General features: G+C 69.6%; 10 protein-coding genes. 6 read left to right on the forward strand and 4 right to left on the reverse strand.

Going from position 1 to position 21,940, the window contains the following annotated elements:
- The first annotated feature begins 134 nt into the window (after positions 1-134).
- Positions 135-500, forward strand: a complete 366-nt coding sequence (locus V6S85_RS21335) for an MmcQ/YjbR family DNA-binding protein (protein ID WP_334350182.1) — start codon at positions 135-137, stop codon at positions 498-500.
- A gap of 67 nt (positions 501-567) precedes the next feature.
- On the opposite strand, the gene V6S85_RS21340 is transcribed toward V6S85_RS21335, so the two are convergent.
- Entirely contained in the window at positions 568-2,541 is a 1,974-nt protein-coding gene (locus V6S85_RS21340; protein ID WP_116564100.1) for a transglycosylase domain-containing protein, read from the reverse strand.
- A gap of 373 nt (positions 2,542-2,914) precedes the next feature.
- Between V6S85_RS21340 and recQ the strand changes: the two genes are divergently transcribed.
- Together recQ and V6S85_RS21350 are read left to right on the forward strand one after the other, a co-directional pair.
- Complete coding sequence (recQ, locus tag V6S85_RS21345) at positions 2,915-4,765, forward strand: DNA helicase RecQ (RefSeq protein WP_334350160.1); 1,851 nt, start codon at positions 2,915-2,917, stop codon at positions 4,763-4,765.
- Between the two features lie 174 nt (positions 4,766-4,939).
- Positions 4,940-5,254: a hypothetical protein gene (locus tag V6S85_RS21350; protein ID WP_116564104.1), complete on the forward strand. Its 315-nt coding sequence runs from the start codon at positions 4,940-4,942 to the stop codon at positions 5,252-5,254.
- A 298-nt stretch (positions 5,255-5,552) separates the two neighbouring features.
- Here the strand turns inward: V6S85_RS21350 and V6S85_RS21355 are convergent, their stop codons facing one another.
- Positions 5,553-13,580, reverse strand: coding sequence for a putative Ig domain-containing protein (locus tag V6S85_RS21355; protein ID WP_334350161.1), 8,028 nt, complete (start codon positions 13,578-13,580; stop codon positions 5,553-5,555).
- 315 nt (positions 13,581-13,895) lie between these two features.
- Between V6S85_RS21355 and V6S85_RS21360 the strand changes: the two genes are divergently transcribed.
- On the forward strand, positions 13,896-14,513 hold the full coding sequence (locus tag V6S85_RS21360) for a phage tail protein (protein ID WP_082656615.1): 618 nt from the start codon (positions 13,896-13,898) through the stop codon (positions 14,511-14,513).
- 90 nt (positions 14,514-14,603) lie between these two features.
- Here V6S85_RS21360 and V6S85_RS21365 read toward each other — a convergent pair whose 3' ends face one another.
- The gene (locus tag V6S85_RS21365) at positions 14,604-14,888 is read right to left on the reverse strand and encodes a DUF6916 family protein (protein ID WP_101718595.1); all 285 of its coding nucleotides are present in this window, start codon (positions 14,886-14,888) and stop codon (positions 14,604-14,606) included.
- A gap of 96 nt (positions 14,889-14,984) precedes the next feature.
- On the opposite strand from V6S85_RS21365, the gene V6S85_RS21370 reads away from it, so the two are divergent.
- Together V6S85_RS21370 and V6S85_RS21375 are read left to right on the forward strand one after the other, a co-directional pair.
- On the forward strand, positions 14,985-15,509 hold the full coding sequence (locus V6S85_RS21370) for a GNAT family N-acetyltransferase (RefSeq protein WP_334350162.1): 525 nt from the start codon (positions 14,985-14,987) through the stop codon (positions 15,507-15,509).
- A gap of 743 nt (positions 15,510-16,252) precedes the next feature.
- Positions 16,253-19,366, forward strand: a complete 3,114-nt coding sequence (locus tag V6S85_RS21375; protein WP_334350163.1) for a TonB-dependent receptor — start codon at positions 16,253-16,255, stop codon at positions 19,364-19,366.
- A gap of 196 nt (positions 19,367-19,562) precedes the next feature.
- On the opposite strand, the gene divL is transcribed toward V6S85_RS21375, so the two are convergent.
- Positions 19,563-21,872, reverse strand: a complete 2,310-nt coding sequence (divL, locus tag V6S85_RS21380; protein ID WP_334350164.1) for a cell cycle protein kinase DivL — start codon at positions 21,870-21,872, stop codon at positions 19,563-19,565.
- Positions 21,873-21,940: the final 68 nt, after the last annotated feature.

The raw sequence follows: 21,940 nt of genomic DNA on the forward strand, positions 1-21,940 counted from the left end.
GGGGGACCTCGAAGCGGTGGAGGGGGCGAGACCGGGCTCGGCGCTCTGTCCCTCGCCCCCTCCGTCACGGCGCGTATCCGCGCCGCGCCACCTCCCCCGTTGCACGGGGGAGGAGAAAGGCGCCTCATCCCTTCATGGTCGATGACGACACCCTGCGCACCCTGGCCACGGCGCTTCCCGAGGTCGAGGAAGGCCTGAACGGCCAGCAGATCGCCTATGCCGTGCGCGGCAAGGGGCTGGCCTGGGGCTATCTGGCCCGGCCCGCGCCCAAGGCCAAGCGCGTCCTCGTCCCCGGCGTCATCGCCGTGCGCTGCCTGATCGAGACCAAGCAGATGCTGATCGAGGCCGCGCCCGAGCGCTTCTTCGACGACGACCACTATCGCGGCTATCCCGCGGTGCTGGTGCGGCTGGCGGCGATCGAGGCCGACGAACTGGCGGGACTGCTGCGCACCGCCTGGACGATCGTGGCGCCGAAAAGCCTGGTGAAGGCTCACCCCTGAAACGGAACGCCCCGGATGTAACGGAACGCCCCGGATGTCGGGTGACATCCGGGGCGATGGGTCTTGTCTAGTAAGGCAGTTCCGGCGCCGTCTGGGCCGGCGGGGTTCCGGCGGGCGGCGCCGTCGCGCCCGGATCGGCGGTCGGGGTCTCGCCGTCGCCGAGGATGTCGCCGATCGGATCCTCGACCGGCGGCGGGGGTTCGGCCGTGCCGCCGGGGATCGGGGTGGCCTTGAGGCGCGGCAGGGCCGAGCTCATGAACACCTTCCAGATCTCGGCCGGCGGGCCGCCGCCGCTGACGCGCTTCATGGCGGTGTTGTCGTCCTTGCCGGTCCACACCGCCGCGACGAAGCCGCCCGTGTAGCCGACGAACCAGGCGTCCTTGTAGTCGCTGGTGGTGCCGGTCTTGCCGGCGATGTCGTAGCCGGCGACCTTGGCGCGGCCGCCGGTGCCGCCGTTCACCACCTGGCGCATCATCTGGTTCATGTATTGCAGCGACGGCGAGCCGATCACCGACGGGCGCGGCTGCTTGTCGACGCTGTGGTCGTAGAGGACCTTGCCCGAGGCGGTGCGGATGCGCTCGATGCCGTAGCCCTTGGCCAGGAAACCGCCGTTGGCGAACGGGGCGTAGGCCTGGGCCATTTCCAGCGGACTGACCTCGACGGCGCCGAGCGCCATCGACGGGTCGAGCTGGATCTTGCTGGTGATCCCCAGGCGTCGAGCGGTGGCGGCCACGTTGCTGGTGCCGACCTCGTTGGCCAGGCGCGCGGCGACCGTGTTGATCGACTGGGCCAGGGCCGTCTGCAGGGTCATGGGGCCCAGGAACGTGTTGGTGTAGTTGCGCGGCTCCCAGTTGCCGATCTTCACCGGCTCGTCGACCACCATGACGCTGGGATTGCGGCCCTGGTCCATGGCGGTGAGGTAGACGAACGGCTTGAAGGCCGAGCCGGCCTGGCGGCGGGCGCTGGTGGCGCGGTCGAACTGGCTCTGGCCGTAGTCCTCGCCGCCGACATAGGCGCGGATGCGGCCCTCGCCGTCGATGGCCACCAGGGCGGCCTGCTGGACGCCCTGCTTGAGGTGGCCCTCGACGCCCAGCTGCACGGCGCGCTCGGCCGCGACCTGGATCGGCAGGTCCAGCGTGGTCTCGACCACCAGGTCCTCGGTCGGCTCGCCGACCAGCGAGCGCACCTGGGCGTCGACATAGTCGGTGAAATACTGGGCGCGCTGGTTGGCCAGGGTGGCCGACACCTGCACCGGGGTCTTGAAGGCCTCGTCGCGCTGCTCGGGGGTGATGGCCTTCAGGCGCACCATCTCGTCGAGCACGACGGTGGCCCGGCGCGCGGCGCGCTCGCTGGCGCTGACCGGCGAGTAGCGGGCCGGGCCCTTCATCATGCCGGCCAGCAGGGCGGCCTCGCCGATGGTCAGGTCCTTGGCGGGCTTGTTGAAGTAGCGCTGCGAGGCGGCCTCGATGCCGTAGGCGCCGGCGCCGAAATAGACCCGGTTCATGTAGAGGGCCAGGATCTGCTTCTTGCTGAACTTCAGTTCCAGCCAGACGGCCAGGATCAGCTCCTGGGCCTTGCGCTTGTAGTTCTGGGCCGGGCTGAGGAACAGGTTGCGGGCCAGCTGCTGGGTGATGGTCGAGCCACCGCGCTGGGGGCCGCCGTCATGGGTGATGTTCCAGATCAGCGAGCGGGCGATGCCCCACGGGTTGAACCCGAAGTGGTGGTAGAACTGGCGGTCCTCGATGGCGACGAAGGCGGCCGGCACGTATTCGGGCAGGGCGTCGATGTCGACCGGCGGCGCGTACTGGCTGCCGCGCACGGCCAGGAGGGCGCCCGAGCGATCCAGGTAGTTGATCGAGGGCTGGCGGGTGACGTCGTAGAGCTTGGAGGTGTCGGGCAGGTCGCGCGCGAACACCGCGAAGAAGGTGACCACGAAGATCAGCCCCCATACGCCCAGGACCGTCGTCCAGTACAGCAGCGCCTGGAGAGGCGTGCGTTGAGTCTTCGCCGGCTTGTTTCCGCCGAAGGCGCCGTTAGCCATCTGTAACCCTAGGTCTCGTTAGCCCCGCCCGCGTGGCGGTGTCATAGCTCACAGCGACCAAACACGCGATAGAATTGACGAGAGGTGAACGCGGTTTAACCAAGCGGGGGAGAACCGGCCGGGGCGTGCCTTGAGGGCTCTATTCCCGTCCGGTCTCCTGATCCTTCTCCCTGGAGGGAGAAGGTGGCCTGCGAAGCAGGTCGGATGAGGGGTTAGGAACGGTCGACGGCGTGCCGGCACGCCGGCCAGCAGCGTACCCCCTCACCCTCCCACGCTACGCGCGGGCCCCTCACCCTCCCTCCGGGAGAGGGTCTTTTAGAAATCCGCCGTTTCCGGCCTTGGCGGGGAGTCTCGCCCCTGCCAAAAGAGCGCCGTGTCCACCGCCCTCGCCTCCCCGCCCTCGCTCGACGCCGCGCGCGATGTCCTGCGCCACACCTTCGGCCACCAGGATTTCCGCGGCCTGCAGGCGCAGGTGGTCGGCGAGCTGCTGGAAGGGCGCAGCGCCCTGGCGGTGCTGCCCACCGGCGGCGGGAAAAGCCTCTGCTACCAGATCCCCGCCCTCGTCCGCCCGGGCCTGGGCCTCGTCGTCTCGCCGCTGATCGCGCTGATGGCCGACCAGGTGGCGGGCCTGCAGCAGGCCGGCGTCGCCGCCGAGCGCCTGGATTCAAACACCCTGCCCGAGGAGCGCGCCGAGATCTGGCGGCGCATCGAGGCGGGGCAGCTTGATCTGCTCTACCTATCGCCCGAAGGGCTGATGCAGGGCTGGATGCTGGAGCGGCTGTCGCGCCTGCAACTGTCGCTGGTCGCCGTCGACGAGGCCCACTGCGTCAGCCAGTGGGGCCACGACTTCCGGCCCGAGTACCGGATGCTGGGCCGCATCGCCGAGGTGTTCCCGAACGTCCCGCGCCTGGCGGTGACCGCCACGGCCGACGCCCGCACCCGCGACGACATCCGCATGGAACTGCGCCTGCAGGGCGCGGCCGAGTTCGTCGACAGCTTCGCCCGGCCCGAACTGGCCCTCAACGCCGAGCGCAAGCGCGGCAAGGGCCACGACCGGGTCATCGAACTGGTCACCGAGCGGCCGGGCCGCGCCGGCGTCGTCTATGCCGGCAGCCGGGATTCGACCGAGAAGCTGGCCCAGATGCTGATCGACAACGGCGTGCCGGCCCTGGCCTATCACGCCGGCCTCGACAAGACCGTCCGCGCCCGCCGCCTGGAGCAGTTCCTCGAGGCCGACGAGGCGGTGATGGTGGCGACCATCGCCTTCGGCATGGGGGTCGACAAGCCCGACGTCCGCTTCGTGATCCACGCCGATCCGCCGGCAGCCATCGAGGCCTACTGGCAGGAGATCGGCCGCGCCGGGCGCGACGGCCAGCCGGCCGAGGGCATTACCCTCTACAGCAGCGCGGACCTGGCCTGGGCCGGTCGCCGCATCGACGCCCGCGAGGCCCCCGACGAGGTCAAGCAGGTGCAGAGCCGCAAGCTGCGGCAGTTCTACGCCATGCTGGAAGGCATGACCTGCCGCGCCGCCGCCGTCCGCCGCTATTTCGGCGAGGAGGGCGTGGAGCGCTGCGGGACCTGCGACATCTGTGTCTCGCCCCCGACAGGAATAGATGCGAGCCAGGCCGCCCAGAAGGCCCTGTCGGCCGCCCACCGCCTGGGCGGCCGGTTCGGGCGCGGCCGGCTGGTCGACCACCTGCTGGGCAAGACCAAGGACGTCACGCAACAGGAAGCCCAGATGTCGACCTTCGGCATCGGCAAGGAGTTCAGCCCCCAGGGCTGGCGCGACCTGCTCGACACCCTGGTGTTCGAAGGCCTGCTGCGCGAGGACCCCAACGAGGGCCGCCCGCTGATCGGTCTTGGCGACGGCGAGGGCGTGCGCCAGGTCTATCGCGGCGAGCGGCAGGTGTCGCTGCGCCAGGCCCCGGGCGGGGACGCCGGGAGCAAGGGTGGAAGCGGCGGCGGCAAGAGTCTGCGCCGGCGCCAGGCCCTGACCGTTCCGCCGGGCGACCAGATGCTGTTCGAGGCCCTGCGCGCCTGGCGCAAGGACCAGGCATCGGCCCAGCACGTGCCGCCCTACGTCATCTTCCACGACGCGACCCTGGCCGAGATCGCCGCCGCCCGGCCGCTGACCCTGGCGGCCCTGGGCAAGTCCGGCGGCGTGGGCCAGGGCAAGCTCGACCGCTATGGCGAGGCGGTGCTGAAGGTCGTCCGCGACAACTAGGGGGAGGCCGGTCGCTGGAGCCTGGCGGCGGGTTCGCGCAAAACGTGCGCGATCGCCTCTTGCCCGAACCAAACCGGCTCGCCAGGTGTTAGTCTCCAGACGCCTGGAGGCGCGCTCGCGTCGCGCCCCGGAACAGACTTTTGGGAACACGCCCTTTCACACCGGGAGACGCCGATGACCGACGCCACCATCAAGACCGACCTCGCCGGCGACGCCAACGCAGCCAAGGCCAGCGCCAAGAAGACCGCCGCCAAGGCCACCGCCGCCGTCAAGAAGGCCGCCGCCACCATCGCCGAGACGACCGCCGAGAAGACCCAGGTCGCCCGCGAGTACGTGCACGACAAGACCGACGCCGCCGTCGCCTGGTCCAAGCCCAAGGCCGAGGCCGCCCACAAGGCCGCCGAGGAGCACCCCCTGGCCCTGGCCCTGGGGACCTTCGTGGCCGGCGCGGTGTTCGGCTTCCTGCTGGCCCGCAACTTCGACCGCTAGGTCCCGGGCGCGGCGAGCCGCGCCATCACAGCCTGAAGCAACGAACGCCCGGCGGGACCGACCCGCCGGGCGTTTTCGTTTGGGGTTTGCAGGCTCCTCCCCCGCCTGCGGGGGAGGGGGACCACGAAGTGGTGGAGGGGGTGAGACTGGACGCCGAGCTCTGTCACTCGCCCCCTCCGTCACGCTGCGTATCCGCAGCGCGCCACCTTCCCCGCTAAAGCGAGGGAGGAGCTTTAGCAAAAGAAAGGGCGGCGCCGTTTCCGGCGCCGCCCTCCTTAGTTCAGTTCTTCGCCCTCGATCAGAAGGGCGACTGGACCGTCAGTCTGACGCCCTGGCTGTCGCTGTCCTTCGTGACCATGTTGTCGAAGTCCAGGCCCAGCTTGAGGCCGCTCTTGATGGTCAGGTCGGCCCCGAGCTCCAGCCGCAGCTGGTCGCGGTCGATCGGATCCACCGTCAGGCGGTAGGTCGGCCCGCCCACCCAGTCGGTGTAGTTGAGCAGGGCGTCGTTGGCCTTCTCGAAGTCGTGCGAGTACTCCACCCGGAACCGCGGAGCCAGCAGGCCGGCCGAGGTCTTGCGGAGGAACTCGCCGCGCAGACCCAGCGTACCCGTCAGGCTCTTCACCGTCTGGGCATGGTAGGTCAGGCCGAAGGGGCCACCGCCGTCTTCCGAGAACTTGTCCAGGTTCGAGCGGCTGTAGGCGACGCGGCCATAGGGCGACAGCAGGCTGGTCTGCGTCCGGTGCTCCATCCCGAAGGTCAGGGCCGCGAACACCTGGTCGCCGTCACGCTCGCCGTTCACCAGCTCGCCCGTCGAGGTGACGTAGCGGCGGGTGTCGAAGTCGAGCGTGCCGTAGCCGAGGACCCCGTCGACGAAGGTCTTCTCGCCCGTCTTCAGGCTGGCGTAGAGGCCGGCGCTGTAGCTTTCGGCCTTGCTCTTGGTGCCCGACTTGCCGATCCGGCTGGAGTCGCGGCCGTAGCCGAGACCCAGGCCGAAGGCGAAGTCCTGGTTCACCCGGTAGTCGACGCCGCCGGTCAGGCCGTCGGTGGTGAAGCGGAAGCCGCTTTGCGACCCGACCGCGTCACGCATGCCGAAGTCCGCCGAACCAGCCGCCCAGACGCCCCAGCGCTTGGGACCGGCCTGGCCGTCTTCGCCGTCGTCCTTCTCGGTGTAGCCAGCCGTGTCGGCAGGCAGCAGCGGGCTGGACGGATCGACCGCGTCGTTCATGCCGAGGCTGGCGTACTTGCGGAACCGCTCGCGCGCCTCCAGTCCGTCATCGCGCTCGGTGCGACCGCCGCTGACGCTGACCCCGAACCCGCGACCCGCGCCGCCGCCGTTGTGCAGCTGCTCGAGGCGACGGTTGAAGTTGCTGATCTGGGCGTCGGCGAAGCGGACAGCCGCCGCGTCCTGGGCCGCGATCAGACCCTTCACTTCCGGATCCTTCGACGGATCCGGACGAGCCGTGACGATCACGGTGATCCGGCCGGGGGCCGAAGTCGCGAAGGCGTTGCTCAGGGTGTAGGTCACCACCGCCGTGCCCGCGAAGGCGTTGTCGGGGGTGTAGGTCAGGGTATAGGCGCCCGACGAGGGGCTGGTCACCACGGCCGCGCCGGAGTTGGCGGGCGTGATCGACGCCACCGCCGCGCCGGTGAACGGCCCGCCGCTGGCCCCGGCCACCAGGTTAACGACCGCCTTCTGGCCGGCGAGGATCTCGACGGTGATCGGCGGCGCCGTCAGGGGCGCGGGATTGACGGTGACGGTCACCGGAACCGGGTTGGACGCACCGAACGGATTGTTGATCCGGTAGGTGAAGCTGTCCGACGGGCCCTGGAAGCCGGTGGCCGGGGTGTAGACGATGGTCTCGCCGTTGACGACGGCCGTGCCCTTGCCCGGAGCGGTCACCACCGTCACGCCCGTGAAGGGGCTGCCGGTAGCGCCTTGGGTGGCGGCCAGGGTCACCGACTGGCCGGCCAGGACGGTGATCGTCTGGGCCGACTGGGTCGGGACCGCCAGCGGGTTGACCGTGACGGTGACCGTCGCCGGACCACCCGAGCCGCCGGGGCCGGTCGCCGTGTAGGTGAAGGTGTCCGTACCGAAGAAGTTCGCGGCCGGGACATAGGTCACTTCCAGGCCCGCGATCGTCGCCGTGCCGTTGGTCGGAGCCGTGGCGATGGCGATGGTCGTGATCGGGCCGGTGTCGTTGGCGGTCACCGGGATGACCACCGAGGCGTTGGCGTTGAGGCTCGCGGCGTCGGCGACCACGACCGGAGCCGGGGCGGCGACGGCCACGCTGATCGCGGCCGGCGTCGAGGTCCCACCCGGCCCGGAGGCCGCGTAGGTGAAGCTGTCGGGACCGTAGTAGCCCGGGTTCGGGGTGTAGGTGATGGTCACCGTGCCCGAGCCGGACTGCGAACGCATCCGCGAAGCCCCGCCGTTGACCACGGCAGTGCCGTGCTGCGGCGGATCCACGATCACGACCGAGTCGTAGAAGCCGTCGATCAGGTTCGACACGTCGACGGTGGTCGGCGAACCGGCCGGCGTGGTCGTGCTGGTCGGCTCGACCACCGGCGCCGGGGCGCGGTTGACCGTCAGGGTGACGTTGACGCTGGCCGAGAACGGACCCGAACCGCCGGCGGAGTCGGTGGCCCGCACCGTCAGCGGGAAGGTCCCCTCCTCCATCGGCGTGCCCGAGAGCTCGCCGGTCGAGGCGTTCAGCGTGACACCGGTCGGCAGGGCGCCGGCGGTGACCGAGTAGGTGTAGGGCGGCACGCCGCCGACGGCCTGGAAGGTCCGGCTGTAGGCGACGCCGTAGTCGGCGGCCGGCAGCGAGTTCGGACCCAGGGTCAGGGTCGGAGCGATCACCACCAGGCTGTAGGCGACGGCCGGACCCGGATAGGGACCGGGCGAGGCCGAGCCGTCGCTAGGCGTGACGGAGAAGTTGTAGGTCCCCACCGTCGTGGCCTGGCCCGACAGCACGCCCGAAGCGCTCAGGGTCAGGCCGGGCGGCAGGGCGCCGGCGGTGACCGCGAAGCTGGTAGGCGTGGCGCCGCCCGTGGCCGTGAAGGTCTGGCTGTAGGCGACATAGGCCGTCGCGGTCGGCAGCGAGCCGGCGGCGGGGCTGGTGATGGTCACCACCGGGGCCAGGATGTTGATCGGGAAGGTGGTCGAGCCCACGGCGCCATAGGCGTCGGTGGCGGAGATCACCGCGTTGAACGTCCCCGCCGCGGTCGGAGTCCCCGAAAGGACGCCGGTCGTGACGTTGAGCACCAGGCCCGGGGGCAGGGCAGCCCCCGCGAAGGTGTAGGGCGCCGTGCCGGTCGAGGCCGTGAAGGTCGCGCCGGGATAGGCGACCGCGACGATGCCGTCCACCGGCGCGCCGGCGACCACCAGGGTCGGGGCGGTGACGGTGATCGTGACCGTGGCCGGAGCCGAGGCCCCGCCCGCGTTCGAGGCGGTGTAGGTGAAGGTGTCCGTACCCGAGAAGCCGGCCGTCGGCGTGTAGTCGAAGGCCATGCCGTTGACCGTCGCGGTCCCGTGAGCCGGGGCGGCGGCGACGGCGACCGAGGTCGCCGGGACGCCGCTCAGCGACGGGGTGACCACGTTGGCGGTGCTGTTGGCGGCCACGGTCAGGGAGACCGCGCCCGGGGTCGGCGGCGCCGGCGCGTTCACCGCCAGCGTATAGGGCTGGTCGACGAAGTGCGTTCCGCCGGTCGTGGAGTCCTGGACACGGACGGTGAGGTTGAACGAGCCCACGGCGGTCGGCGCGCCCGAAAGCTCGCCGGTCGAGGGGTTCAGGGTCAGGCCGGCCACCGGGGCGCCGACGACCGTGTAGGTGTAGGGCGCCGTACCGCCGCTGGCGGTGATCACCTGGCTGTAGGCGCTGTGCTGGGTGGCCGCCGGCAGGGCCGACGGGTTCACCACCAGGACCGGAGCCCCGACGGTGACGCTGAAGGGCTGCGCCGGGCTGAAGAACGGCGCGGCGGTCCCCGTGGTGGAGTCATTGGCCCGGATCGAGAAGTTGAAGCTCCCCGAAGCCGTCGGCGTGCCGCTGATCTGGCCGTTGGCGGCCAGGGTCAGGCCCGCCGGCAGCGAGGCCGGGCCGGTCGTCAGTTCGTACGCGTAGGGAGCCACGCCGCCGCTGGCGGCGAGGGTGGCCGTGTAGGGCGCACCGGCCGTCAGGGCCGGCAGGCTGGTCGTGGTCACCGCCAGGGTCGGCGGCGCGATCGTGACCGTGAAGACCGCGCTGCCGAGGAAGGAGCCCCCCGCCGTCGAGTCCGTGGCCGTGACCGTGATGTTGAACGTCCCCGCTTCCGTCGGCGTGCCCGAAAGCGTGCCGGTGGGCGACAGGGTCAGGCCGACGGGCAGGGCGCCCGAGGCCGCGTAGGTGTAGGGCGCGGTGCCGCCGCTGGCGGTCAGCGTGTGGCTGCCGTAGGCGACGCCGGACTGGCCGTTGGGCAGCGAGCCCGAGACCGTGATCACCGGCGCGCCGATGGTCAGGGTGTAGGCGCGCTGGCCCGTGTACGGACCAGCGCCGGTGCTGGAGTCCCGCGCCGTGATGGTGAAGGTGTAGGTCCCCACGGCGGTGGCCGCGCCCGTCAGGCTGTCGCCCGACAGGGTGACGCCCGGGGGCAGGCCCGTACCGACCGAGTAGGTGTAGGGACCGACGCCGTCGGCCGCCGTGAACTGGGTGTTCACCGCAACGCCCGCCGCGACCGAGGTCAGGGTCGGGTTGGTCGGCGAGACCACGATCGCCGGAGCATCGACGACCAGGGTGTAGCTCTGCGTGCCGGTGAACGGCGCGCCCGCGCCCGTCGAGCTGTCGGTGGCGGTGACGCTGAAGTTGAAGTTGCCGCCCGCCGTCGGCGTGCCCGAGACGACGCCGCTCGTGGCGTTGATCGTCAGGCCGGCCGGGAGGCCGGTGGCCGCGTAGCTGTGGGGGGCCGTGCCGCCGGTGGCCGTGATCGGCGCGCCGCTCGCGCTATAGACTTGAGCGATCGTCGCGTTGGGCAGCGTGGTCGACGACAGGGTGATCGTCGGCGCGTTGATGACCAGGGTGTAGGACTGCGTGCCCGAATACGTGCCGCCGGTGGTCGAGTCCGTGACCCGGATCGTGATCGGGAACGAACCCGCCTCCGTCGGCGTGCCGGAAATCCTGCCATTGGCGGTGTTCAAGGTCACGCCGAGCGGCAGCAGGCCGGTGTCCAGAGCGAAGGTATAGGGCGCGTTGCCGCCGGTGGCGGTCACGTCGTCGCTGTAGGCGACGCCGACCGTGCCCGAGAGCAGCGGCGTCGTCGACGGGGTGATCGTCGGCGCGGCCACCGTGATGCTGTAGTTGGCCGAGCCGGTATAGGCGTTGCCGCTGCTGTCGGCGCCGGTGACCGTGAAGCTGTAGGTCCCCGTCGCCGTCGGCGTACCCGAGATGACGCCGCCGACCGGCGGGCTCACGCCGGGAGGCAGGGCGCCCGTGAGCGAGTAGGTGATCGGCGCGATGCCGCCCGTGCTGGTGATCAGCTGGCTGTAGGAGACGCCCGCCTGGCCGTCCGGCAGGGCGCCCGAAGCCGGCGACAGGGCGATGGTCGGCGCGGCGATGTTCAGCGAGGCCGAGGCCGTGCTGGTGTAGCTGCCGTTGCCGCCCGAACTGTCGGTGGCGGTGATGACGACCGTGGCGTTGGTCGCCGTGGTCGGGGTGCCGCTGATGACGCCCGAGGTGCTGATCGTCAGGCCGGCGGGCAGGCCCGTGGCCTGGAAGTTATTATAGGGCGGGTTGCCGCCGCTCATGGTCACGGCCAGGCCGCCGCTGTTGTAGACGTCGCCGACCGTGCCGGTGGAGGCCGGCAGGGTGACCGAGAACACCGGGTCGTTCACGGTCACGAAGACCTGGCCGATGTTCGACGTGCCGCCGGCGTTGGTGGCGACGTAGTTGAAGCTGTCGGTGCCGCGGAAGCCGACCGGCGGGGTGTAGCTCATCAGGCCGGCGCTATCGACGCTGACCGTCGCCCCGTACAGCGTCGCGCCGACCTGATAGCCGGTCGGGCTTTCGGTGGCGTGCGAGGACGCGCTGAAGGTCGTCGCCGTGGCCGAACCGGCGTTGTAGGTCAGACCGTTGATGTTGAAGGACGAGACCACCGGGGCCGGCGGCAGGCCGACCGTCAGGGTCGCCGTGGTGTTGGCGTTATAGGGACCCGCGCCCAGCGAGCTGTCGGTGACATTGACGGTGACGGTGAAGACCCCCTGCGCCGCCGGCGTGCCGCTGATGACGCCGCCAGAATAGGTCAGGCCCGAGGGCAGGCCGTTGATGGAGTTGACGGTGTAGGACGCACGGCCGCCCGAGAAGGTCACGGCCGCGTTGCCGGCGTTATAGACCCGCTCGACCGTGGCCGTGGCCGACGGCAGGGTCACCGTGATCGTCGGATTGCCGATCGTGACGGTGACCGTCGCCGGCGCCGAGGTGCCGCCGATGTTGGTCGCCGTGTAGGTGAAGCTGTCGTTGGCGTTCCGGTAGCCGACGGGCGGCGTATAGGTCGCGATGCCGCTGCTGTTGACGCTGACGCTGCCGCCCTGGGCCGTGGTGGCCGAACCGACCGCGTAGTTGGTCGGCGTGCCGCCCCCGGTAATATAGAGTGACAGGTCGATGTTCGTCGTCAGGTTCGCGCCCGTATTATAGGCGACGATCGACCCATAGGTCTGCGAACTGGCGACCGGCGGCGCGACATAGGTGTACTGGTCGGCCGCGCTGGTGGCGCTGGTCCCGCCCGGCGTGGTCACCGTGATGTCGTAGGTGCCCGCCGAATTGGCCGGCGACGTCGCCGTGATCTGGGTGCCGCTGTTGATCGTGTAGGTGGCGTTCGTCGCGCCGAACTTCACGGCGCCCGTTCCCGGCGCGGCCGCGAAGCCGGTGCCGGTGATGGTCACCGTCGTGCCGCCCGAGGTCGGACCCGCGGTCGGCGAGACCGACGTCACGGTCGGAGCATTGATATAGGTGTACTGGTCGGCCGCGCTGGTGGCGCTGGTGCCGCCGGGCGTGATCACCGTGATGTCGTAGGTGCCCGCCGAATTGGCCGGCGAGGTGGCGGTGATCTGGGTGTTGCTGTTGATCGTGTAGGTGGCGTTGCTGGCGCCGAACCTCACGGCGCCCGTTCCCGGCGCGGCCGCGAAGCCGGTGCCGGTGATCGTCACGGTCGTTCCGCCGCCTGTCGGACCCGCGGTCGGCGAGACCGAGGTCACCGTCGGCGCGGCGATGTAGGTGTACTGGTCGGCGGCGCTGGTGGCGCTGGTGCCGCCCACGGTGGTGACGCGGATGTCGACCGTGCCGGCCGAGCCGGCCGGCGCCGTGGCCGTGATCACGGTGGGGTTGATGACGGTGAAGCCGGTCGCCGCCGTGCCGCCGAAGGTGACGGCCGTGGCGTTGGAGAAGTTCGTGCCGTTGATGGTCACCGACGTGCCGCCGCCCAGCGGGCCGGCGGTCGGCGAGATCGAGGTCACGGTGGGGGGCGCGACGAAGGTGTATCCCGTGGTCGCCGTGCCGCCGGCGGTGGTCACGGCCACCACGACGGCGCCGGCCGCGTGCGCGGCGGTGTTGAAGGTGATCGTGGTGTCGTTCAGCAGAGTGGGCGTCACGGTGGAGCCGTCGACCGTCAGGGTCGCGTTGGTGAAGTTCAGGCCGGTGAGCGTCACGCTGGTGGAGCCCGTGGTGGGGCCTTGGGTCGGCGTGATGTTGGTGATCGCCGGCGGGGCGACCACGCACGAGGCGGTGACCGTGACGGTGCCGTCAGACGTGCCCGAGCCGACGATGCGCGTCTCCAGCGCGTACTCATTGGCCGTCAGCGTGTAGGACACGCTGCCGCTGGCGGTCAGCTGGCTGCCGGTGACCAGGTTGCCGATCGAGGCGCTGGTCGCGCCGCGATAGAGGCGCGACTCCAGGACCGTGCCGGTGATCGTGGTGGTGACCGTGATCACCTCGCCGGGGTTGTCGTCGTATTTTGCCCCGCCGTTGTACCAACTGGCTCTGGCCCCGTGGGTCGAGGCGTCGGTGAGAAGACCGTTCAGCGTCTGGAGACTGGAGGTCATCCGAGCGCTGGTGGAGTTGAGCGTACCGGCGACGTAGACCGTCTGCTGGTCGAGGGCGCCGGCGTTGACCGCGTCGCAGAACGCCGAGGCGAAGGCGGCCGAGGGACCCACCGCGGCCGCCAGCAAGGCGACCATGGCCATGACCAGATAGCGCGCGCGCTGCATGACCGTGCGCTCACGGCCACGCTGCACTTGCGCCTCGCCGGACTGCACTGCAGTCGCGTTACCCCGCATGACGCGGGTCAGCCACCCCTGGAACATCAATTCCCCCAAACCCCAATTATCCACGCGCGGTAGTCCGCCCCGGACTCTCCATCCGCGCGCATTACCAGCCCATTACACGTAGCCGTACATTATGCACAGCCCCAAGGCGTTTCCCGTGTGAATTGTCACATCGCGCGCCAAGAGTGTGTCCCAAAGTTGAGACACCGATACGCGTGACCGGTTATCAAGGGATTTCCGGGACTTGCCGCGCGCCTGGTCGGAGCTGGGGCAGCCGCATGAAACGAGCGTCTTGCGCGCTACGGGCGTCGCTGTATAGCCTGGCAACTCAACATTGTGGGAGGGCCTGACGCCATGGACTTCTATATGGCTATGATCGTGCAGTTCGCGGGTAACTTCGCCCCGCGCAACTTCATGTACACCAACGGACAACTGATCGCGATCTCGCAGAACACCGCGCTGTTCTCGCTGCTGGGGACCACCTTCGGCGGCAACGGCCAGACCACTTTCGGCCTGCCGGACCTGCGCAGCCGCACCTTCGTCGGCCCGGGCCAAGGCCCCGGCCTGCCGTCTTACGTCCAGGGCGAGATGGCCGGCACGCCGACCACCACCCTGAACATCACCAACCTGCCGGCTCACAACCACGCCGCCGTGTTCACCCCGACGGGTTCGCCGACCGTGAACGTCTCGGCTCTGGCCAACGTCGCCAACGGCTCGCAGATCGTCCAGCCGACGGCCGGCGCGCACCTCTGCAACGCCTATGACCCCATCAACCTGACCGAGGCCGGCGTCTACGCCCCGGCCGCCGCCACGGGCACCGCGGTCAACCTGGCCGCCGGCAGCGTCACCGGCATCGGCGGCAGCGTCACCGTCGGCATCACCGGCAACAACGCGCCGTTCGACAACATGCAGCCCTATCTCGGCCTGCAGTCGATCATCTGCGTCGCGGGCATCTTCCCCTCGCGCAACTAATCGGCGGAAATGCAAGGACGCCGGCCCGTGGCTGCCCACGGGCCGGCGTTTTCTATTCCGGATCGGACTTTTCCGGCCGAGCCGGTGTCGTCAGTTGAAGACGGCCTGGTAGACCCGGGCGCCCGGCAGCGGCTTCAGCTGGGTGATCACGATCGTATGCGGACCGCCCTTGCCGCAATCGAACTCGTAGGCGCCATCGATCAGGTTGATGTTCATCGGCGCCTCGAACATCAGCGAGAAGGGCTCGCGGATGTCGTGCGCGAAGCCGGGACGGAAGATCGCCGCCAGGGTGATCTCGACCGGATGCGGAATGGTGGCTACCCGCACCTGCTTGCCCACCCAGGGTTCGAAATCTTCCGGTTTCAGCAGCAGCATGGCATCCCCCTCGTCTGTCTTGAACTTGTCTTGGCGGATCGCGCCTGGAGCGCAACCTATGCGTCGATCTAGCCCATTCACCCGCGAGTCGTCGCGATGAAATCACCCTCCGACATGCCGCCCCTTCCATCCGCGCTTCAGGCCCGCGACGTCGCCGTCCGCGCCATCGAGGACGGCGACGCGCCACTGCTGGCGCGATGGCACGCGGCCTTCCGCGGCGCGGCGTTCCTGGCGATGGGATGGCCGCGGGAGCAGGTCACGGCGATGATGGCCGACCAGCTGCGCCTGCAGCAGATCCATGTCGCCGGCGCCTATCCCAGGGCCGATCGCTGGCTGGTGCTGGCGGGCGATGTTCCGGCCGGGCAGCTGCTGCTGGACCGCGCCCACGCCGACTGGCGGCTGATCGACCTGCTGCTGGCGCCGGAGGCCCAGGGCCTTGGCCTGGGCTCTGGGTTGATGGCGTGGATCCAGGACGCGGCCGCGCGGGCCGGCGCCGCGTCGATCACGCTGGACGTCGGGTTCGACAACGCGCCCGCCCAGGCGCTTTATCGCAAGGCCGGCTTCGTCGAGACGCCGTCGGAGACCGAGATCGCGGTCGCCATGCGCTGGCGTCCGGGCTGAGCCGGCCAGCCTCTTCTCGACATGTCAGGTGGCGCACAAACAAACCCGCCACGCTCAGTTCGATCCTATCCGTGAAGTCCGCCGGCGCCGCCGCGCGCGTCCTGGCGCGCCCTGCGAGGCCGGTGATCCTGGTCCTCCCGTTTCCCCTTCCCAGACAGGCCCGCCCCGCGGTCGACGCCTGCCGCCTGAGCCAGTCCACTAGGCTCACGCCGCCCGCCTGGCAAGACGAATCCCGCTTTCTGCGATGTAGTTTCACAAGGTGAGAATAGCGCGTATCAATATTTTCCAGAATGAAACAATTCGAAATTGAGATGATCGATCATCCTTCATCGCCGCAAAGACTGCTGAATACATGGTTATGTTGTCAAAACTCAGACAACAGAGATTGACAACAGCGCCTCCTCGATAAGATTTTTGACGCCGTCGCAGAGATCAAGAGATCCGCGACGACCGTGAAGACCGCTCTATATCCGCGACGGCGCGAAAACCCCCGCCCGGCCGCGACACGCCGAAGCCCGACGCCGGACATCCGGCGACCGGCCAGCGCTCCGACGCCCGCCGCGTCGCCTGAGCCCCCGGCGTCCGTGCAAGCCCGCATCGACACCCGTTCCGCCGCGCCCTGCCGGTCGCGGCCGCCGCGTCGACGCGCCTTGCCTCCAGCCATCCACCAACACGCTTAAGGGCCGCGCGGCCCCGCGGCGAAAGAAGGCGGGTCACCGCCAGTCTCTCATCGGAGGAAACCCATGAAACACCAACTGCTGGCGACCACGGGCCTTGCCGTCGCCATCCTGGGGATCGGCGCGCCCGCCGCCCTCGCCCAAGCCGAACCGACCGCCGCCACCACCGTCGAGAACAAGGTCGAGGAGATCGTCGTCGTCGGCACCCGCGCCAGCCTGCAAAGCGCCATGGGCCGCAAGAAGCGGGCCGGGACGATCTCGGACTCCATCGTCGCCGAGGACATCAGCCAGTTCCCCGACAAGAACGTCGGCGAGGCCCTGGGCCGGGTGACCGGCGTGCAGCTGGCCCGCGACTTCGGCGAGGGCAACGCGGTGTCGATCCGCGGCGTCGAGCCCGACCTCAACCGGGTCGAGATCAACGGCATGAGCACCCTGTCGACGGCCGGCAACCTGCAGGTCTACGGCGGCGGCGGCCGCTCCAACGACTTCCGCGAGCTGGCCTCGGAGCTGGTCAAGTCGATCGACGTCTTCAAGGGCTTCACCGCCGACATGACCGAGGGCGGCGTCGGCGGCACGGTCAGCGTCACCACCCGCAAGCCGCTCGACTTCAAGAAGCCGACCCTGTCGTTCACCGGCTCGCTGCAGAACCTCGACACGGTCAACGGCTGGAAGCCGCGCGGCAACATCTTCGCCGCCACCCAGCTGCTGGACGGGCGCCTGGGCCTGATGGCCAACGTCACCTACGACAAGGTCAACACCCGCGGCGACTATGTCCGCAACTCGTCGTGGGGCCGGTTCGCCGACTTCGACAACTCCGCCGACAAGACCGTCGACTACTATTCGACCGCCTACGGCCAGGACATCGTCGACCTGGCCAGCGGCGTCACCACCTATGCCGGCTGCTCGTCGCTGGTGACGCCCGACGCCACCCAGATCTCGACCACCAACCTGCGCACTGCCTGCCAGAGCCAGTGGTACGACTACGCCCCGCGCGTGGCCCGCTACGGCGTCTGGACCCGCACCGACGAGCGGATCTCGGCCGAGTTCACGGCCCAGTACAAGTTCACCGACAAGCTCGACGCCTGGGTCAGCTACAACCGCAATGAGCGCAGCCAGCGGCTGAACGACATCAACTACGGCACCGACTTCACCTCGGCCACGCGGCTGCGCAACACCGCCGCCAACGGCACGTCGTGCTCGAGCACCGACACCACGGCCGGCTCGGTGGTCACCGACGCCAACCACAACGTCATCCAGTACACCCTGGGCAACTGCCTCACGACCTCGGGCGCGGGCGGCTACAACGGCTTTGGCATCAGCGCCCGCGACTTCGCCTACGAGTCGACCAGCGACTACTACAACATCGGCGCCAACTATCGCGGCGACCGCCTGCAGATCGAGTTCCAGGCCTCCAGCGCCGAGACCTCGACCGTCTCGCAGACAAACAATGTCAGCGTCAGCTTCGACACCCCCGGCATGACGGTGACGCTGGACCCGTCGACCGGCAATCCGTCCTTCACCTTCGCGACCGGCTACAGCCCCTCGGACGCCTCGGCCATCCGCCAGTGGCAGATCCAGTACCGTCCCTCCAACTCGCAGTCGGAGGAGAAGCAGTACAAGATCGACTTCGACTACGAGGTCGACCTGCCGTTCCTGAAGAAGATCGAGTTCGGCGGCCGCGCCACCGACTTCTCGACCTCGGGCTACGGCTATGGCGGCTACATCATCGACGGCGGCGCCAACGCCTATTCGACCACCGACGACACGGTGATCTACAGCAACGCGGTCAACTCGACGGCGACGATCCTGGCCAGCCAGACGGCCGACCAGACCAGTCCGACCAACGCCTCGGCCGCCTACACGACCGGCTACTGGTCGACGAGCGAGACCTGGTCGCGGGCCTTCTCCAACGCCGTCTTCGCCCAGGCCATGACCCAGCTGCCCGACGCCTTCTACTTCGGCGGCGGCAAGCTGCCGACGACCTGGCTCTATCCGAACTTCAACTCGGTGGCCCAGTACCTCGACACGTCGCACTTCAACCTGAACAACCTGGAAAGCACGACGGGCAACGACGGCAATACCTACGAGCAGATCCCCTACCGGATCCAGGAACAGACCGACGCCCAGTACATCAAGTTCAACTACGCCTTCCCGCTCCTGGGCTACGACGTGAACGGCAACTTCGGCTGGCGTCGCGTCCACACCAAGACCCAGGGCACAGGCGCCCAGACCCGCAGCGAGACCTATGCGGCGACCAACGGCGGCACCTCGACCACCTACGTGCTGAGCAACAGCATCGCCACCATGACCAAGGACTACACGGTGTGGCTGCCCAGCTTCAACGTGGGCCTGTGGCTGTCGCCCAACAAGCTGGCGGCCCGCGCCGGCTTCGCCCAGCTGATGGCCCGTCCGCGCATGGACTACCTGATGCCGACGGTCAGCTGCACCACCGACAACTCGCCCGACGCCAACGGCGAGTTCGACGAACCCAGCTGCACGGCCGGCAATCCGGAGCTGAAGCCCTATCGCGCCAACCAGTACGACCTGTCGTTCGAATACTATCCCAACAGCGACACCCAGATCTCGCTGGGGCTGTTCTACAAGGACATCAAGTCGTTCTACGTCTCGTCCCGCACCCTGATCGGCAAGGTCGACTACTACGGCGACGGGGTGCTGTATAACTACAGCACCTACATCAACGGCGACGGGGCCAAGATCTCGGGCCTGGAGCTGACCGGGAAGACCGCCTTCACCTGGCTGCCGGGGGCGCTGTCGGGCCTGGGGATCGACGCCAACTACACCTACCAGGAAGCCAAGGACGTCGAGCTCTATTCCACCCTGGACGGCTCGCCCCTGCCCTTCCCGGGCCTGTCGAAGAGCAGCGCCAACTTCACGGTCTGGTACGACAAGGGCCCGATCAACGCCCGCCTGGCCTACAACTACCGCTCCAAGTACCTGGTCTCGGCCGCCGACACCTCGGGCCAGCCGGTGTTCCGCGACCCGACCGGCTACCTGGACGGCAAGATCACCTGGAAGCCGGGTCCCCAGGGCCTGTCCTTGTTCGTCGAGGGCAAGAACCTGACCAAGGAGGAGGAACGCTCCACGGCCGGTGACATTCGCCTGACCGAGCTGGGCTACTTCGGCCGCCGGTTCTTCATGGGCTTCACCTACAAGTACTGAGGGTGAGCGGGCTCCCGGGCGACCGGGAGCCTCACCTGACACGGAAAGGGCCTCCCGAGGATCTCGGGAGGCCCTTTTTTTGTTTCGCGTCCCTCGTCCTTCGACAGGCTCAGGATGAGGGACGAATGCAGCCGCTTAAATTGATCCTCACCCTGAGCCTGTCGAAGGGCGAGGATCACGCAGGGCGGCAGCGACCCTAGAACCCGAACTCCGGCTGGGCCGCGCCCGGGTGCTGGGTCTCGGGCAGGTGGCAGGTGAAGGTCGAGCCGGCGCCCGGCTCGCTCTCCAGGGCCACCCAGCCGCCATGCAGCTCGACCAGCGCCTTGACCAACGCCAGGCCCAGGCCCGGACCGCCGCGATCGCGACCGACGAAGCGGTCGAAGATGTGGGCCTGGACGTGGAACGGCACGCCGCGGCCGGTGTCGCGCACGTGCAGCTTGACCTCGCCGAGCGCCCGCTGGGCCGAGATCGTCACCTTGCCGCCCGGCGGGGTCTGGCGCAGGGCGTTCTCGACCAGGTGGTCGACGGTCTGGTTCAGGCGCTTGGCGTCGCCGCGGATCAGGCCGACCTCCTCGTCGCAGATCACCTCCAGCGTCACGCCGCCGATCTCGGCGTCCTTGCCGCCGCGCTGATACGCGCCCTGCAGCAGGTCGACGACGCGGATGTCCTCGATCTCCAGCGCCATCTCGCCGGCGTCGATCTGGGCCATGTCGAGCACGTCGTCGATCGAGCGGGCCAGCTGGGTGGCGGCGGCGCGCACGGCGGCCACGTGGCCCTTGCCGCGCTCGTGCAGGCCCTCGGCGCGCTCGAGCAGTTCCGAATAGCCGATGATCGTGGTCAGCGGCGTGCGCAGTTCGTAGGAGACATTGCCGACGAAGTCGCGCTTGAGCCGCTCGGCCTCGGCCAGGGCGGCGGAGCGGTCGGCCAGGGCGCTTTCCAGGTGGCGGGTGTCGGTGACGTCGGCGAAGGCGATCAGGGTCGCGCCGTCGGGCAGCGGCCGGCTCTGGTAGACGACGATGCGACCGTCGGAGGTGCGCACCTCGCCCGAGGTCGGCGCGCGCATCTGCGGATCGGGATCGGCCACCCGGCCCTTGAGCTCGCGCCAGAAGCTGAGGTCATGAAGGCGGCGCACGCACAGCTCGACCACGCCCTCGAAGTCGCCGGCGGCCTGCAGGGCCTGGGGCGTGACGTTCCAGAAGGTCTCGAAGGCCTCGTTGTGCAGCCGCAGGCGGCCGTCCGAGCCGAACACGGCCACCGCGTCGTTCAGCTTGTCGAGCGTGGCCTGCTGCACCTGGATCAGGGCGTTGTACTGGGCCTTCAGGCGCAGCTCGCCGGTAATGTCGGAATAGAGCAGCAGCATGCCGCCCAGCGGGTGGGGCTGGCGCACGACCTTGAGGGTGCGGCCGTCGGGCAGGTCCCACAGCTCGTCGGCCTGGGGCCCCAGGTCCTCGTAGCGCGCCAGTTCGGCGGCCTTCCACTTGGCGTAGTCCACCGTCTCGGGCAGGCGGCGACGCTGGCGCAGGCGGTCCAGCACCTCGCCATGGGTCGGCCGCTCGGCCAGCCAGGCCGGCTCCAGGCCCCAGAGGTCGGCGAAGGCGGTGTTGTGGAACGACAGGCGACGGCTGGCGCTGAAGATCGCCACGCCGTCGGCGATGTGGTTGAGGGTCTCGTCGTGGGCGGCGACGTGGTTCTTCAGCGTCTCGCGGACGTCCTCGACCTCGGTGACATCGGCGCTGAACACCCCGGCCCCGCCGCCGTCCAGCGGCTTGACGGTGAAGCGGAAAGCCCGGCGGCGGCCGTCGATCGGCGTCCAGCGCACGGCCTCGCGGCGCTCGGCCTTGGCGGCGGCCTCGACGGCCAGGGCGTCGACGGCCCGGTCGAAGGTCTTGTTGTCGCGAGCCGACTGCTGGGCGGTCTCCACGCCCACGGCGCGCAGATAGGCGGCGTTGGCCCAGGTCGGCGCGCCGTCGGCGGCGGCGATCCAGGCCGGCTCGGACAAACCATCGACGAAGGCGGCGAAGCGGGCGGCGCTGGGCAGGCCAAGGTCGCCGGTCTGGGCGGCCAGGCGCAGCCAGGCCAGGGCGCCGGCCGCGCGGCCCTCGACGATGACCCGGCCGCCGGGGCCGCGGGCCTCGAAGGCGCAGGCCTCGCCGCGCTCGAACAGGGCCTTCAGGCGGGCGGCGTGGTCGGGGTCGCCGGCCACCAGGGCCTCGACCAGGGCGTCGGGCGTGGCCTCGACGTTCAGCACCTGGGCGCAGGCGTGCAGGCTGTCGTCGCCCGACACCAGGCGGGCCGCGCCGTCCTCGACCGCCACCAGGGCGTTGTCGAACGCTTCAGCCGAAGCCTGGGCGGCCACCGAGCCGCTCTCCAGCGCGTCGAGGCGCTGGCGCATGCTGGCCAGGCGGGCGTCGAAGGCTCGGCGCTGGGCCAGGGCCCACAGGGTGGCGCAGATCGCCAGGCAGACCGCGCCGGCCGTCGCGGCCAGGATCAGATCGAGCGATGTCATCCGGCGTGTCGCTAGCCCCAGAAGGCGTAAGGGTCGAATCAGATCTGGCAGCTTAGACCGGGCGCGCC

Origin of the sequence: Caulobacter sp. CCNWLW153, assembly GCF_036889365.1 — a bacterium.
GTDB classification, from domain to species: Bacteria; Pseudomonadota; Alphaproteobacteria; order Caulobacterales; family Caulobacteraceae; genus Caulobacter; species Caulobacter radicis.